At 70.2% G+C, this 14,439-nt stretch carries 13 protein-coding genes; 5 read left to right on the top strand and 8 right to left on the bottom strand.

The window, feature by feature from the left end; all coding sequences use genetic code 11:
- The first annotated feature begins 86 nt into the window (after window positions 1-86).
- The gene (locus NO930_RS04650; RefSeq protein ID WP_137784228.1) at window positions 87-338 is read left to right on the top strand and encodes a DUF7999 family protein; all 252 of its coding nucleotides are present in this window, start codon (window positions 87-89) and stop codon (window positions 336-338) included.
- 63 nt (window positions 339-401) lie between these two features.
- On the opposite strand, the gene ilvD is transcribed toward NO930_RS04650, so the two are convergent.
- Both ilvD and NO930_RS04640 read right to left on the bottom strand, forming a co-directional pair.
- Window positions 402-2,192 (bottom strand): dihydroxy-acid dehydratase, encoded by a 1,791-nt coding sequence (gene ilvD / locus NO930_RS04645; RefSeq protein WP_256402656.1) that lies wholly within the window; start codon window positions 2,190-2,192, stop codon window positions 402-404.
- A 142-nt stretch (window positions 2,193-2,334) separates the two neighbouring features.
- A complete protein-coding gene (locus NO930_RS04640; protein ID WP_256402655.1) occupies window positions 2,335-5,454 on the bottom strand; it encodes a right-handed parallel beta-helix repeat-containing protein in 3,120 nt (1,039 codons plus the stop codon).
- 362 nt (window positions 5,455-5,816) lie between these two features.
- On the opposite strand from NO930_RS04640, the gene NO930_RS04635 reads away from it, so the two are divergent.
- Window positions 5,817-6,650, top strand: a complete 834-nt coding sequence (locus NO930_RS04635) for a halocyanin domain-containing protein (RefSeq protein WP_256402654.1) — start codon at window positions 5,817-5,819, stop codon at window positions 6,648-6,650.
- A 97-nt stretch (window positions 6,651-6,747) separates the two neighbouring features.
- Window positions 6,748-7,209 (top strand): SHOCT domain-containing protein, encoded by a 462-nt coding sequence (locus tag NO930_RS04630; protein ID WP_256402653.1) that lies wholly within the window; start codon window positions 6,748-6,750, stop codon window positions 7,207-7,209.
- A 48-nt stretch (window positions 7,210-7,257) separates the two neighbouring features.
- Here the strand turns inward: NO930_RS04630 and purQ are convergent, their stop codons facing one another.
- Complete coding sequence (gene purQ, locus NO930_RS04625; protein WP_137784079.1) at window positions 7,258-7,935, bottom strand: phosphoribosylformylglycinamidine synthase I; 678 nt, start codon at window positions 7,933-7,935, stop codon at window positions 7,258-7,260.
- 76 nt (window positions 7,936-8,011) lie between these two features.
- Window positions 8,012-8,263, bottom strand: coding sequence for a phosphoribosylformylglycinamidine synthase subunit PurS (gene purS / locus NO930_RS04620; RefSeq protein ID WP_137784387.1), 252 nt, complete (start codon window positions 8,261-8,263; stop codon window positions 8,012-8,014).
- Between the two features lie 179 nt (window positions 8,264-8,442).
- Between purS and NO930_RS04615 the strand changes: the two genes are divergently transcribed.
- Both NO930_RS04615 and cmk read left to right on the top strand, forming a co-directional pair.
- Entirely contained in the window at window positions 8,443-9,423 is a 981-nt protein-coding gene (locus NO930_RS04615) for a formyltetrahydrofolate deformylase (RefSeq protein WP_256402652.1), read from the top strand.
- Window positions 9,424-9,599: 176 nt separating this feature from the next.
- Window positions 9,600-10,211 carry a (d)CMP kinase gene (gene cmk, locus NO930_RS04610; RefSeq protein ID WP_256402651.1) on the top strand — a complete coding sequence of 204 codons (612 nt, stop codon included), beginning with the start codon at window positions 9,600-9,602 and terminating at the stop codon, window positions 10,209-10,211.
- Window positions 10,212-10,308: 97 nt separating this feature from the next.
- Here cmk and NO930_RS04605 read toward each other — a convergent pair whose 3' ends face one another.
- The 4 genes from NO930_RS04605 to NO930_RS04590 form a co-directional block, all read right to left on the bottom strand.
- Window positions 10,309-10,692, bottom strand: a complete 384-nt coding sequence (locus NO930_RS04605; protein ID WP_137784555.1) for a SaoD/DsrE family protein — start codon at window positions 10,690-10,692, stop codon at window positions 10,309-10,311.
- Between the two features lie 101 nt (window positions 10,693-10,793).
- Complete coding sequence (locus NO930_RS04600; RefSeq protein ID WP_256402650.1) at window positions 10,794-11,894, bottom strand: YncE family protein; 1,101 nt, start codon at window positions 11,892-11,894, stop codon at window positions 10,794-10,796.
- Window positions 11,891-12,982, bottom strand: a complete 1,092-nt coding sequence (locus tag NO930_RS04595; RefSeq protein ID WP_256402649.1) for a sulfurtransferase — start codon at window positions 12,980-12,982, stop codon at window positions 11,891-11,893. Before NO930_RS04595 ends, NO930_RS04600 begins: the two co-directional genes overlap by 4 nt.
- Window positions 12,979-14,319: a twin-arginine translocation signal domain-containing protein gene (locus NO930_RS04590; protein ID WP_256402648.1), complete on the bottom strand. Its 1,341-nt coding sequence runs from the start codon at window positions 14,317-14,319 to the stop codon at window positions 12,979-12,981. The genes NO930_RS04595 and NO930_RS04590 overlap by 4 nt, the downstream gene beginning before the upstream one ends.
- Between the last annotated feature and the right edge of the window lie 120 nt (window positions 14,320-14,439).

Below are 14,439 nucleotides of genomic sequence, written 5' to 3'. Positions count from 1 at the left end.
ACCTTATATCCGTATTAGATCTTGATCGATACACGTAGTGAATATACGAAGTTTTGAAATAGTATTTCCAATTATTACGGAGTATGATGTCGAAGTCAAACGCGTACACCGTCATTTCCGAACAGAACGATCACGAATGCACCACCGTACGTGCACATCCACGGAACGAGACGTACCACATCGTCGACTACGCCGACGAGGACGCCCGCGAGCGCGTCGCGGACCTGCCGGTCGGGTCGGTGGTGAAGATGGAACTGTCGCGCGCCGGCCGCCGGAGCAACGTCTGGCGCGCCGAGTCGGTCCGGACCGCACGGACCGACGGCGGTACCGCGGAGTGAGAACGGGCGCGTTCCACGCGTCGCGGTCGCGACGCATCGCGCAGGTGGACGCGTTTGTCGCCGCTACAGGTCTCGCGTGAGCCGCGGATTCGTCACCGCGCCCTCGGACGCGGAGGCGAAGTCGCGGCCGTACTTCGCGAGGATCCCGCCCTCGTACTGCGGCTCGGGTGCCTCGAACGCCTCGCGGCGCTCGGCCAGCTCTTCTTCGGAGAGGTCGACGGAGAGGTCACGCTCCGGGATGTCGACGGTGATCACGTCGCCGTCCTCGATGAGACCGATCGGGCCCCCAACGGCAGCCTCGGGAGCCACGTGTCCGATCATCGGGCCGCGGGTCGCGCCGGAGAACCGCCCGTCGGTCAGCAGGGCCACGTCGTCCTCGTGGCCCGCGCCGACGACGGCGGCGGTGACGCCGAGCATCTCGCGCATGCCGGGGCCGCCGGTCGGTCCCTCGTTGTGGATCACGATCACGTCGCCGGACTCGATCTCGCCGGACTGGACGTACTCCATCGCGTCCTCCTCGTTCGTGAACACGCGCGCCGGTCCCTCGTGGTGGAACGCGTCGTCGCCGGTCACCTTGAGCACCGATCCCTCGGGCGCGAGGTTGCCCGTGAGGATCTTGATCGCGCCCTCGGCCTCCTTCGGCTCGTCGACCGTGTAGAGGAAGTCCGCGTCGATCTCCGAGTCGTCCGGGAGCTTCCCTTGTGCCTCCAACTCTTCGATCTCCTCGGCGAGCGTCCGGCCCGTGACGGTCTCCGCGTCGCCGTGGAGCAGGTCCGCCTCGAGCAGGCGACGGAGCACCACGGGGACGCCGCCGACCTCGTGGAGGTCGTTCATCACGCTGTTGCCGCCCGGCTGGAGGTCGGCGATCTTCGGCGTGCGCCGCGATATCTCGTCGAAGTCTTCGATCGAGAGGTCCACGTCGGCCTCGCCCGCGAGCGCGAGCAGGTGGAGGACGCCGTTCGTCGAGCCGCCGATCGCGGTCTGTAAGGCGATCGCGTTCTCGAAGGACTTCCGCGAGAGGATGTCGGAGGGGCGGCGGTCCTCTTCGATGCACTCGACGACGAGCTCGCCCGCGCGCTCGGCCACGTCGTAGCGCTCCTGATCTTCGGCGGGCGCGGAGGCGGAGCCGAGCGGGGCCATCCCGAGCGCCTCGGAGATGGACGCCATCGTGTTCGCCGTGAACATCCCGCCACAGGAGCCCGCGCCGGGGCACGCGTGCCGTTCGAGTTCGTCGAGTTCCTCGCCGCTCATGTCGCCTTCGGCGTACGCGCCGACGCCCTCGAACACCTGCACGATGGTCACGTCGCGGCCGTTGTGCTGACCGGGCATGATCGACCCGCCGTAGAGGAACACGCTCGGGAGGTCGGTGCGGATCGACGCCATCAGCATTCCCGGGAGGTTCTTGTCACAGCCCGCGACCGTCACCAGCGCGTCCATGCGTTCGCCGAAGGAGACGAGTTCGACGCTGTCGGCTATCACTTCCCGCGAGATAAGCGACGCCTTCATCCCCTCCGTCCCCATCGAGATGGCGTCGCTAATGGTGATCGTGCCGAACTCGATCGGCATGCCGCCGGCGGCGTCGATGCCGTCGAGCGCCGACTCCGCGACGTCGTCGAGGTGAACGTTACACGGCGTGATGTCGGCCGCGGGGTTCGGGACGCCGACGATGGGCGAGGAGAGGTCCTCGTCGTCGAACCCCATCGCCCGGAACATCGAGCGGTGCGGGGCCCGCTCCGCGCCCTCGGTGACGTCTTTGCTCCGGAGGTCGGCGTCTTTCTTGCCCGCGAATCGGTCCGCGTCGCCGCGTCCCCGCGAGGCCGCGTCCTCGTCGGGTCGGGATTGCTGCTCGCTCATACTCGCCCCTATCGCTCGGGGGTCTTAAACTGACGCACCGGAACAAGTTGCTCCGGATCGACGCGGGACAGATACCTCCGGAGTTCGCTCGACCGTAGCCGCCGAGTCCCCTCGGCTTGCCAGTCCGTCGACGACGGCAGGTCTACTGTGCGAAGAACTGACTCACCACGAGGTACGAGACGCCCGTGAGGCCCGCCCAGAGCACTGCCGCGACGACCCCGAGCGTCACGAGCGGCGGCGAGCCGAGCACGCCGGCGACGAGCCAGATCGCCACGCCGGCGAGCGCGAGCGCTTGAACCTTCCTGCCGTCGAGCGGGGGCCGCCGCCTCCCGAACGTCCGCACCAGTCCGTGCCCGCCGAACAACAGCGCCAGGACGTAGCTGATGGCACCGAGCACTCCGAGCGGCGATCCGAGCGCAGAGAGGAGCGACTCGGGCGACGATGCCGGCGACCCGTCTGAGAGTGCCGTCCCGGTCGTCGCCACCGCGACCTCGGCCGTCGCCGTCGACGCGCTGTCGATGCCCAGCTCGCTCTCGACCCCGAGACCCACCGTGAGCGGGTCGTCGGGCATCACGAGGCGGCGCGTCGGCGTCGGTTGCGGATCCGTGGCCGTCCCGTCGGTGAAAAAGTGGTACCGTCCGATGCGCCCCGTGTCGATCGTCGAACCCGCGCCTGACACCTCGAAACGCGCCGAAGGAGCCGCGCGCTCCGGCGCATCGAGCCGCGGCGTCGGGCGGACGTAGCGCCGACCGCTCGGCGTCTCGCTGAACGGGACGACGTCGACCCAGCCCGCCGCGGTCACGACCGTGTCGCCGCCTCCCTCGGGGAGGATCGAGGCGTGGTAGGGGCCGGTGTCGTCGCCCCAGTAGTTCGACTCCGCGTCGACGGTGCGGACCGCGTCGGTGACGAACCGAGCGGTGGCGTTCGCGGCGATGAGCGGCTCGACGTCGACCGTCAGACCCCGACGCTGGCCGTGAATGTCGTTGTCGACGACGGCGACGCCCGCGCCCGCGGACTCGGTGCCGGTGAGGCCGATGGCGGTCGGGAGCGCGTCGGTGACGCGTCGAACGTCGAGCGCGCCCGCCTCCGCCGCACGGGTGTGGCTGACGCCGTCGGTCCGAAGCACGACGACCGTGTCCTCGCTCCAGAACCGCGCGAACTCGATCTGGCGACGGACTCGCTGGTTCGCGACGCGGTCTTCGATCCGTCCCGCGAACCCGTTGGTGTCGAGGATCGCACCCCGGTCGCCCTCGGCCACGTACACGCCCGTGCCGGGGTCGACGCCGTCGATCGCGACCGGCTCGGCGTGGGCGTTGGTGTTGAACACGATGTCGTTGCGGGCGATCGTGGCGTCGACCACGCCGCGTGTCGCGACCCCGTAGGCGTTCGCGGCGACGACGTTCTCGGTCACGTCGAGCGTCCCGTTATGTGTGATCGGACTCGACACGAGGAGGCCGGCACCGCCGTTGTTCGCGAGGCGGTTGCCGGCGACGCCGACCGAATCGATCAGCAGATCGGTCGTCACGGCGACGCCGTGTCCGCCGCTGTCGGCGACCGTGTTGTCGCCGACAGCGAGGTCGTGTGCCCCGCCGCGCGTCCGGACGGCGATACCCGCGGCGTCGCTCCCGACGACCTCGTTGTCCGACACCGCGAGGTCGGTCACGACGCTGCTCTCGACCGCGATCCCGTCGTCGCCGTTGTCGCGCACGTCGTTGCCCGCTATCTCGCCCGTACGGACGGCCCACGTGCCGAGGTGCAACCCGTCGCGTCCGTTCCCGCGGGCGGTGTTGTTCTCGACGTGGAGGTCGCCCTGACTCGTAGTCGAACGCACGTCGAAGCCGCTGCGGGCGTTCTCCGAGAGGACGTTCGACCGGAGCGTCACCTGCGTCGACACGCGCTCGCGCCGTTCGGACTGCCGTATCCGGATCCCGCTCGTCGACTGCGTCACCCGGTTGCCGACCGCGTGGACCGACGTCTGCGTGCGAGCGTCGACCTGAACGCCCGCGTCGGTGACTCGAAAGTCGGAGTCGCGGACGCGGAGCTCGCTCTGTGCGCCCCGAACGGCGACGCCGTCGCCGCCGACTCCGGTCATCCGCGTCTCAGTGACCCGTATCCCAGTGACCGTGTCGGCGGCGGCGAAGACGCCCGCACCCTCGACGTCTCGGAGCGTGGACTCGGCGACGGTGAGGCTGCTGACGCGCGTCGGCGCGCTCGGTTCGGACGCGTAGGGCTCCACGTCCTCGCCGACGACGTACGCCGCACGTGCGCCGTCGGAGAACTGTGGGACACCGTCGTCGAGCGGACGCACGTCGACGGGATACACGCCTCGCGTACTCGGGTTTACGACGCCGTCGTACTCGACGAGGAACCGGTCTCTACTGGAGACCCGGACCGTCCGCGAGAACGCGATCTCCATCTGCCGGCCGTCGGTCGAAACGCCCGCGACCGCTCCGCCGAGCGACCGGTCGATCTCGCCGTCGCGGTCCGCATCGAGGCCGATGCGTCCGAGCGTCTCGGCGCTGACCCCTTGGACCGAGCCGTCGGAGGGATACCGCAGCCGGAGCGCGTCCATCGAGACCCCGACGCCCGGGTCGAGCGCGAGCGTGTTCCGCGTCGTCTCCGCTCGCGTCGGGTTGGCCGCGGTGAGTTCGACGCGCTCCGTCGCCCCGTCCGCGGGAGTCACGGCGAGCGCGTGGCCGTCGACGTCGCGGACCGTCGACCGCACGAGGGCGATCCGCGGCGCGGTCAGCGTCGCGTCCGCGACGCCCACCCCCGCCGTCGTGAAGTCGCGGACCGTCGAGTCGACGATCCGTACCTCGCCCGCGTCGCTCGCGGCGGCGATCCCCGTGGTGCCGCCCCGAAGCGTGGTGTTGTGAAGCGTGAGACGCGAGTCGTCCGTCCCGTTGTAGCGGAGGCCGTCCCACCGGCGGTCCGGATCCGCTCCGGCGGTCCGCCCGAAGGTCACCGGACGGGCGGCCGTGCCGTCGGCCCGCAGCGAGCCGCTGACGGTGACCGTGACGCCCTCCGCGAGCTGCACCTCGGTCCCCGGTTCGATCGCGAGCGTCGCGCCCGGCTCGACCTCGACGGACCGGACGATCCGATACGGCCCGTCCGCGGGCGTCCAGGTCGTATCGGTCTCGACGTTCGACTCGACGAAGGTGACGTCCGGGGCCGCGGCGCTGGCCGGCGCGGCCGCGACGCCTCCGAGGAGAGCGATACCGACGAGTATCGTCGCCGCCCACCGGAGCCGAGTGTCACACACAGATATCACTTTGCGAATATGATTCGCGTTAGCGAGTAGGCGACTTAGTCGTTTGGTTGCAAGTGAGCCAGCGCGATATTTTGACGACCGTCGCTTGCTTCGGGTGACCCGTAGTCGTCCGGTCGACTCGCGTTCCGTCTGCGGCCGAAAGTACCCGAGCCGACCCGAGACGAGAGCGTATCTCGAAGAACCCCCCGCGTGTATTCGAACAGGCCTGACCCATCTATGCGGGTAAGGCTCGACCGACGTGTGAGTTTCAGAACGGCGACGGACGGCGGTGTGAGCGGATCGTATCAGCGATTTTTACTGAGATAAAACAGGAATCGCTTTTTATTATACGTGTGTCCAACGGTCACGTGCACATGCCCTCCAGCAACCGACGAACGTTCCTCGGAGCGAGCACCGCCGTCGGTCTCGGTGCGCTCGTCGGCTTCGGGAACGTCCGATCCGGCGACGCAGTAGCTGAGACGATCGACCCCGACCAGTCGCTCGACGAGTGGCTCGTCACCGCCAACGACCCGCATACGCCGACGGTGCGCGACTTCCGGTTCGACGACCCGCCGACCGTGTACCTGGACGTGTCGGGCTCGAAGTCGTTCTCGCCTCCGGCGATCAAAATCGAACCGGAGACGACGGTGACGTGGGAGTGGACGACCGAGGATCGCGAGCACAACGTCGTCGCCGCCGACGGAACGTTCGACAGCGGCTCGCCCGTCAGCGGCGCGGGAACGACGTTCGAACACACGTTCGAGACGGCGGGGACCTATCGGTACGTGAGCGAACCGGAGGCCGACGCGGGAATGAAAGGCGTCGTCGTCGCCGAACCGGTCCCGTCCAGCGAGTATCCGGCAGTCGACGAGTGGCTGGCGGACACGAACGAGTACGACGGAACTATCACGGACCGAACGGGCGAGACGCTCGTCGAGATCGCGACCGGGGCTGACGGCAACGGCGGGCACTTCGCCTTCGACCCGCACGCGGTGCAGATATCGCCGGACACCACCGTCCGCTGGCGGTGGACCGGGAACGGCGGCGGACACGATATCGCGTTCGAGGACGTCGACGTCAGCACGGACTCGATCAGCGTCGCACCGGGCGTCCACTTCGAGCACACGTTCGGCGAGCCGGGCGTGTACCGATACGCCTGCCGGCCCCACCGTGGCATCGGTCAGCGAGGGGCGATCGTCGTCACGTAGGTTCGGGTCCGTCCGTCAGACCGACGAATCCACTCCGGAGTGCGATCATCCGGGAATCTGCGGCGAGTATTTGAGCGCGGGCGACGAACGCTCGCGTATGACCGGTGGGACTATCGATGACGGCGGACTCACGGAGAGACAGTCCGCCGGCACAGCGGGGCTCGGCGCGATAGGCGGCCTCGCCGGAATGACGGGTGGTATGAGTGGTATGGGCGGAATGGGCGGAATGGGCGGTATGGGTGGTATGGGCAGAATGGGCGGTATGTGGATGACGACGCTCCCGTTGGTGCTGCTGACGGTCGCGGCGCTCCTCGTGATCGCGTACGTCGCCGTTCGGCAGCGTTCGGCCGACGAAGACGGAGGTGACGCGGCGGCCACACCGGAAGAGGACCCGATCGAGCGCCTCAAGCGGCGGTACGCCGAGGGCGAACTCTCCGAGGCGGAGTTCGAGCGCGCGCTGGATCGAGAACTGGAACAAACGACGAAAAGCGGCGGCGACGACGATGACGACGACGGCGAGACGATACCCGCGCGGTCGGAGCAGAGCGCAGAGCGCTGATCGATTCGGACGGGCGCAGATCGGCCGGCCAAGTCCAGATCGGACGGATCAGGCGAAGGCTTCCAGAATGCCCGCCCCGTCCGTGCTCCGGCCGAGGTCGGGGAGCGTCGCGCGCTCCGGGTGCGGCATGAGGACCGCGACGTGTTCTCTGTCGCCGAGGACGCCGGCGATGTTGTCCGTCGACCCGTTGGGGTTGGCGGCGTCCGTGGTCTCGCCGTCGGCGTCGCAGTAGCGGAAGAGGACGCGGTCGTCTGCGACGAGGTCGTCGTGGGCGTCCTCGCTCACTTCGAAGCGGCCCTCGCCGTGCGCGATGGGCACCTCGATCACCTGTCCCTCGTCATAGGCGGCGGTCCACGGCGTGTCGGCGCGCTCGACTCTGAGGTACACGGGCTCACACTGGAAGCGCGCAGAGGCGTTCGTGGTGAACGCGCCGGGCGTGAGTCCGGACTCCGAGCCGATCTGCGCTCCGTTGCAGATCCCGATCACGGGGACGCCGTCGGCGGCGGCCTCGCGGACCGCCTCCATGATCGGATCGCGGGCGGCCATCGCGCCGGCGCGGAGGTAGTCGCCGTAGGAGAATCCGCCCGGGAGGACGATACCCGTCGCGTCAGTCGGGAGGCCGTCCGCGTGCCAGACGCGCTCGGCGTCGACGCCGAGGTGCGCGAGCGCGCGGACCGCGTCGCGGTCGCAGTTCGAGCCGCCGAACTGGACGACGGCGACCGTCACGCCGACCACCCCGCGTGGGCGGCCGCGACCGCGTCCGCGTCGGTGACGAGCGGCGTCGTCCCGCCGACGGCGACCGTCATCGCTCCGCGACCGCGACGTCGTAGTCGTGGATCGTCGGGTTCGCGAGCAGTCGCTCGGCCATCTCGCCGGCGCGGTCGGCCGCCTCGTCGGCGTCGGCGGCGTCTAAATCGAGCTCGAACCGGTCCGCAGACCGGAGGTCCGACAGCTCGAAACCGAGGCGTTCGAGGGCCTTTCGGGTCGTCTCAGCCTCCGGATCGAGGACGCCCCGCTTCAGCCGCACCGTCACCGTCGCGGTGTATGCCGTCATTATCGGTAGTGCGGAGTCGTGTGTAAAAACCGTTTTGGAACGGCTTTTATATACATATTCGTGGATCTATTCCGGTCGTTCGTGCGTGTCCTCGGCCGGTCCGGAGCGAAAGGGACAACCCTCTCCGGCCGCTGGTGGGGGTGTATGCAGCCGTTCGAACCCGCGGAGGTGATCGTCGCATGACCCGCGAACTGACCGAGATCACGGTCGTCGGAGGAGACAAGACCGGACTCATCGCGCGGGTCACCTCCCTGCTGTTCGAGCGGGGAATCAACATCGAGGACTTAGACCAGGCGGTCCGAGAGGGCGTCTTCCGGATGACGACCCGCGTCGACGCCTCGGAACTGGAGACGTCGCGCGGCGAGCTCCGCCGGGCGCTCGCCGAGCTCGGCCGCGAGCTCGACGTCGATATCCAGGTGCGGTTCCCGAGCGACCGCGACGCCCGCCGGATCGCGCTTTTGGTCACCAAGGAGACGCACGCGCCCGAGGCCCTCTTGGAGGCCGAGGCCAACGGCGAACTGGCCGACGACGGCGAGGCGGAGATCCCCGTCGTCATCGGCAACCGCGGGGATCTCCGGACGCTCGCGGAGCGGTACGACAAGCCCTTCTACGACGTCGGCGACGGCAACGGAAACACCGACGAGGAGCGCCTGCTCGATCTGTTGGCCGAGTACGACGTCGATCTCATCGCGCTGGCCCGCTACATGCGCATCTTATCGCCCGAGGTCGTCTTCCGATACGAGGGCCGGATCATCAACGTCCACCCCTCGCTGTTACCGGCGTTCCCCGGCGCGGAGGCGTACCGACAGGCGAAGGACGCGGGCGTCCGGATCGCCGGCGTCACCGCGCACTACGTGACGACCGACCTCGATCAGGGGCCGGTCATCGCTCAGCGCGCCTTCGACGTCCCCGCCGGGGCGAGCGTCGACGACATCAAGCGTCGCGGACAGCCGCTCGAAGCCGACGTGCTTCTCGACGCGGTTCGGCTCCACCTCGCCGACGCCATCGCGATCCACCGCGGCACGGTCCACGTCCGCGAGGACGTCGACGTCGACGCCCAGCTCGGGCTCTCGCCCGCGGCGATCGACGCGAACCCCGACGAGCCGGTCGACGGGGAACCGCTCTCGCGACCGGAGCCCGCGAAGACCGGCGACGACTGACGCGGGGTCCGCCGCTCGCGTTCGGGACGTGCTGCGAGCCGTCCACCCTGGCACGGCTCACACACCGCGGCACGGCCCGCCGCGACGCCGCCCGCCGTCGCGGAATGGTACCGTTCGGCACGCACGACTGCGTGAACCGCCCGGTTTATCCGCCCGCCCGCCGTCACGGCGCGTGTATGAGTGGAACCCCGGGAGTGGACCGCGAGATCGATGGGAACCTGTTCGTCACCGTCTCGGGGCCGCCGGGTTGCGGGGCGACGACCCTCGTCGAGGGGATCGCGGCGGCGCTCGACTGCGGGTACGTCTCCGGCGGCGAACTGTTCCGCGAGATCGCGGCCGAGCGGGACATGAGCCTCTCACAGCTGATCGCGAAGACCGGCGAGTCCGAGGAGATCGACCGCGCGCTCGACCGGCGGCTCCGGACGATAGCCGAGAAGTGGGGTGCCTCGAACAAGCCGTTCGTACTGGAATCGCGGCTCGCCGGCTGGATCGCCGGCAACCGCGCCGACGTCCGGATCTGGCTCGACGCCCCCGACGAGGTGCGAGCCGACCGCACCGCGAGCCGCGAGGAGATGACCTCCGAGATGCAGGTTCGCGAAGTGATAGAGGAGACGCGCTACAAGTCGTACTACGGGATCGACCTGTCGGACCGGTCCATCTACGACCTCGCGATCAACACGGGACGCTGGGACGCCGAGACGACGCTCGACATCGCGCTCGCCGCGATCGACGGGTACGACATCGGGGCGGACGAGGGGGCGTTCGACACGCCCGACTTCGAGATCTGAGGCCGACGCCGCGGGACGGTCCGCCGTCGCCGCCCTCACGGCGTGACGGTCCGCCGTCGCCGCCCTCACGGCGTGACGGCCCGATCGATCCCCGCCTTCACAGCGTGATGACCTGGTCGACGCCGACCTCGCCGAGCGCCTCGTACAGGTCCGGGAAGCAGCCGACCGTCGCGCCCTCCACCGTGTTCGTCGCCTCGTAGTGGTCGCGCCCGTGCTCGTCCGTGTGATCGAACTCCGCGAGCCCCCGCCGCGTCGCACACTGGTCACACAGCATGAGGAGCATCTCCCGTTCGGCCGCCACGTCCGCGAGCCGTTGCCCCAGCGGGTCGTCCTCCCGGAGCGCGTACGTGTTGTCGTGGAAAAAGAACATGCCGACGACGTCTGCACCGTGAGCGCCGGCCTCGAGCTGCGGGAGGATCATGTCGCCGAGCACGTAGTCGATGGTCTGTCCGGCCGTCGCGAAGACGTACGCAACCTTCATATCCGGGGCACGGGCGGTGCGGTGATCGTTCCCCGGACACCGGCAGCGTTTCCCGACGTCTGTGACGCTCTGCGCGTGGCCGTCGGGGTCGCTTCCGGGCGTCAGATCACGACCGAACCGAAGGGGTACGCCGGCGACTCGGCGGTCCACACGGGACCGGTCTCGACGTCGACGAGCGAGACCAGGTCGTCGTCGTAGTGGGAGACGAGCAGCCGGTCGCCGACGCGGGTCGCGACGAGGCCAGGTGCCGGGGTCGCGCCGGCGTCGCCGTCGAGCGAGCGAAGCTGAGAATCGGCCGCGTCGAGCACCCACCAGTCGCCGCCGATCCGGAACGCGTCGACCGGCCGCGAGAACCCCTCGTGAACCGCGGTCAGTGCGAGGTTTGGACCGAACTCGTGGACCGTCCCCGCCTCGCGGCCGGGGACCAGCACGCGGTCGTCGGTCGCGACGAGGTCGTAGGGGTCGTCGCCGACGGCCGCTCCTCGGACGACCGCGTCGGGCGCGGGATCACGGCCGGAGTCGCCCCCGTCATCCGCCGCGGCCGCCGGGTCGAACGCGACGACTCGGGCCCCGCGCTGGTCGATCGCGTACCCGCGGCGTCCGTCGGGCGAGAGCGCGACGCCCTGAACGCGCGCCTCCTCGCCGACGTCGACTGACGCGACCCGCTCGCGGGCCGCGGCGTCCACGACGTCGACGACGCCGTCTCGGCGGCTGCCGGCGTAGAGGTACTCGCCGGCGGGGTCGACGGCGACCTCGTGGGGCTCGCCGCCGACGGCGACGCGGCCGACGAGCGCGGACTCGACGGGGTCGACCGCGGCGAGCGCGTCTCCGGCCGAACAGGAGACGAAGAGCAGGCCGTCCGCGGCGGCGAAGTGCGAGGGACCGAGCACCCCCGTCTCGATCCGGGTCACCGCGCCGTCCGGACCGACCGCGGTGACGGCGCGCTCGCCCATGGTCGCGACGATCGTTCGCCCGGCGGCGGTGGCCGCGTGGACGGGGTGACTGCCGACTGGCACCGTCCCGAGCCGCTCGCCGGTGTCGAGCGCGAACAGCGCGAGCGCGTCCGCGCCCTCGCAGGCGACGGCGGCGATACGCCCCGATCGGCCGCGCTCACGGGCAGCGTCCGCGTCTGGAGCGCGGTCGTCGTCGGCCGCGTCGGGAGCGCGGTCGCCGTCGGCGACCGGCCCGCCCTCGTCGGTCATCCGGTACAGGAGAAGTCGCCGCTGTCGTCGCCGCCGCCGACGCTCCCCTCCGTCTCGATCACGACGCTCGTGGCGGTCTCGACCGGGTAGCGGCCGCGGTCGCCGTCCGCGTTCGCCCACTCGCCGAACCCGCCGTCGTACAGCCGCACGTCCTCGAAGCCGATCGCCCGGAGGGTGAGCCACGTCGACGTCGGATCGACGTTCTCGTCGCCGTACACGACGACGGTGGCGTCCCTGTCGAGCTCCGCGTCGACCTCGTACAGCCGGACCAGCCGTCCGGGTTCGGTCATTCGGTTCCCCGCGACGTTCCCCACCCAGTTGACGTTGAGCGCGCCCGGGAGGTGGCCGTGCCGGTCGTGGTCGGGATCGAGCGCGTCGGACCCGGGCGCGCCGAGGTACGCCTCGGGCACGCGGGTGTCGACGAGCCCAGGTCCGTCGCCGTCGGTCGCCCCGACGCGCTCCGCGAGCCAGTCGCGGGTGACCCACGTCTCTGCCGCCGGGTCGGGCGCGTAGTCGGTCGCGGTCGGCGCGCCCCGGGAGCCGGTTCCGATCCGGCCGTTCCAGCCGGAGAGCCCGCCGTTGAGGACCTTGATGTCGCCGACGTGGCCCGCGGCGGCGAGCGCGAACGCGGTGCGGGTCACCCGCGACCCGACGCTCGCGCCGTAGACGAGCACGTCGTCGTCGGGCGCGACGCCGGCCTCGCCGAACGCGGCCGCGATCGCGTCGGTGTCGGGAACCGCGCCGGCATCGGTCTGCGTTCGGCTCGTTATCGCGTCGAAGGGAACCCGTCGGGCACCGTAGATCCGCTCCGTCCGGAACCGCTCCGCGCTTCTCGCGTCGAGGACGACGGCGTCCTCGCGGTTGTCCGCCAGCCACTCGGGACCGACGAAGTGGGCGACGTTCCCCGAGACCTCGTACTGCGCGGCGACGTTCGCCGGCGTGGTGACGCCGAGACAGCCCGCCGTGCTCGCCGCGCCCGCGACCGTCGCTCCGGCCGCGGCCCGCAGGAGCCCGCGCCGGGTGGTGTCCGCGGGCGGGCCGTCGGCGTCCGCAGGTCGGTCGGCGGCGGGGTCGGTGTCTCGGGTCATCCGCAGTAGCAGTGGTCGTCCATGCAGTACGTCGCCTCCATGTCGCCGAACGCGATCCCGAGCGAGGCGAGCGACGCCCGGATGCTCTCCACCGCGTCGCCCTCCGGACGAACGGTCCCGGCGACCGCCCCGGTGGGCGCCTGTCCGGTCTCGACCGTCGCGACGACGTCGCGGCTGGCGTGGTCGATCACGGCGACCTGATTGGCGTCTTGCACCGGGACGTACAGCTTCTCTCGGCTCGGTCCCCAGGCCGCGGAGATGGCGCTGCCGCCGACGTCGATCGTCGTCTCGTAGGCGTTCGCCTCCAGGTCGATCACGCCGACGCCCTCGCCGGGGATGAGGAGGTACGCCGCCGTGTTGTCCGGGGCGACTTCGCTCGTGATCGGCGCGCCGGGCAGGCCGTCGTCGCGGGTTATCTTCGCGATCTCCTCCGGGTTCTCGGGGTCGGAGACGTCCCAGACGCTCTCGGAGCCCTCGCGGGGCACCTCGGGATCGCCGCCGAGCGTCCCCTCGCCGTTCTCGACGAGGAGGAGCTCCCCGTCGAAGGAGGCGGTACACATGAACGGGAGGACGTTCCCCTCCGTGACCGGCTCGCCGGCGTCGACGCGGGTCACGGTCTCGAAGGGGTCGACGCTCAGCACGCGGATCGCCTCGTCGGCGACGTCGACGACGAACGCGTAGTCGCCGTTCGGACCGAGCGTCATGTCACACGGACCCACGTAGCCGGTCTCGATCTCGGCGGTCACCTCGCCGAAGGTGTCGCTGTCGCGGTCGGCGTCGACGCGGAACATCGCGTGGTTCGCGTCGCCCTCGGGGTCCATCCCCGTCGTGCCGCCGGAGGCGATCAGCAGGTGGTCGCCGTCTGGCGTCAGGTTCGGGTAGTTCGGACCGTATCCCGTCTCGACGTACGCGACTTCCTCCAACGTGCGCTGGTCGAACGCCCGGACGCCGCCGGAGACGTTCAGCCACGACACGTCGTAGTCGGCGTCGGTGCCCGTCGAGTACTGGTTGGCCGGGAAGGAGGCGGTCGTACCGAGGAACGACGTCGTGAGAAGCTCGTCGGCCGCCGCGTCGATCACGCTGACGGTGCGGTCGCCGTTGTTGAACACGAACACCGTCGGAGCCGGCCCGTCGCCGCCCGCGCCGTCGCCGGAACAGCCGGCGAGGGCCGTCGCCGCGCCGACCGCGCCGGTCGTCTGGAGCAGCCGGCGGCGGTCGACCCCGTCGGCGAACGGGTTCGTTCGGTCGTCGTTGGCCAGGTCGCCCCCCTTCGAGGGGCGGGGCTCCGACGAACGCGCGGCCGCGCCGGTGGTCCCGCATCCGCAGTCGTCGGTCATACCCATCACCACGCGGTACAGGCCTAAAGCACCCCCGAACGCCCCCGTCGTTGCCCCGTGTGAGGAAAACCAGTGGTTTTTGCCTCCAACTCCGATTCGAGGGGGGATTCACCGTGTCCA

It is taken from the genome of Halorubrum salinum, assembly GCF_024494575.1.
In the GTDB taxonomy this organism is placed as follows: Archaea; Halobacteriota; Halobacteria; order Halobacteriales; family Haloferacaceae; genus Halorubrum; species Halorubrum salinum.
This window is presented reverse-complemented; position numbering and strand designations above follow the sequence as displayed.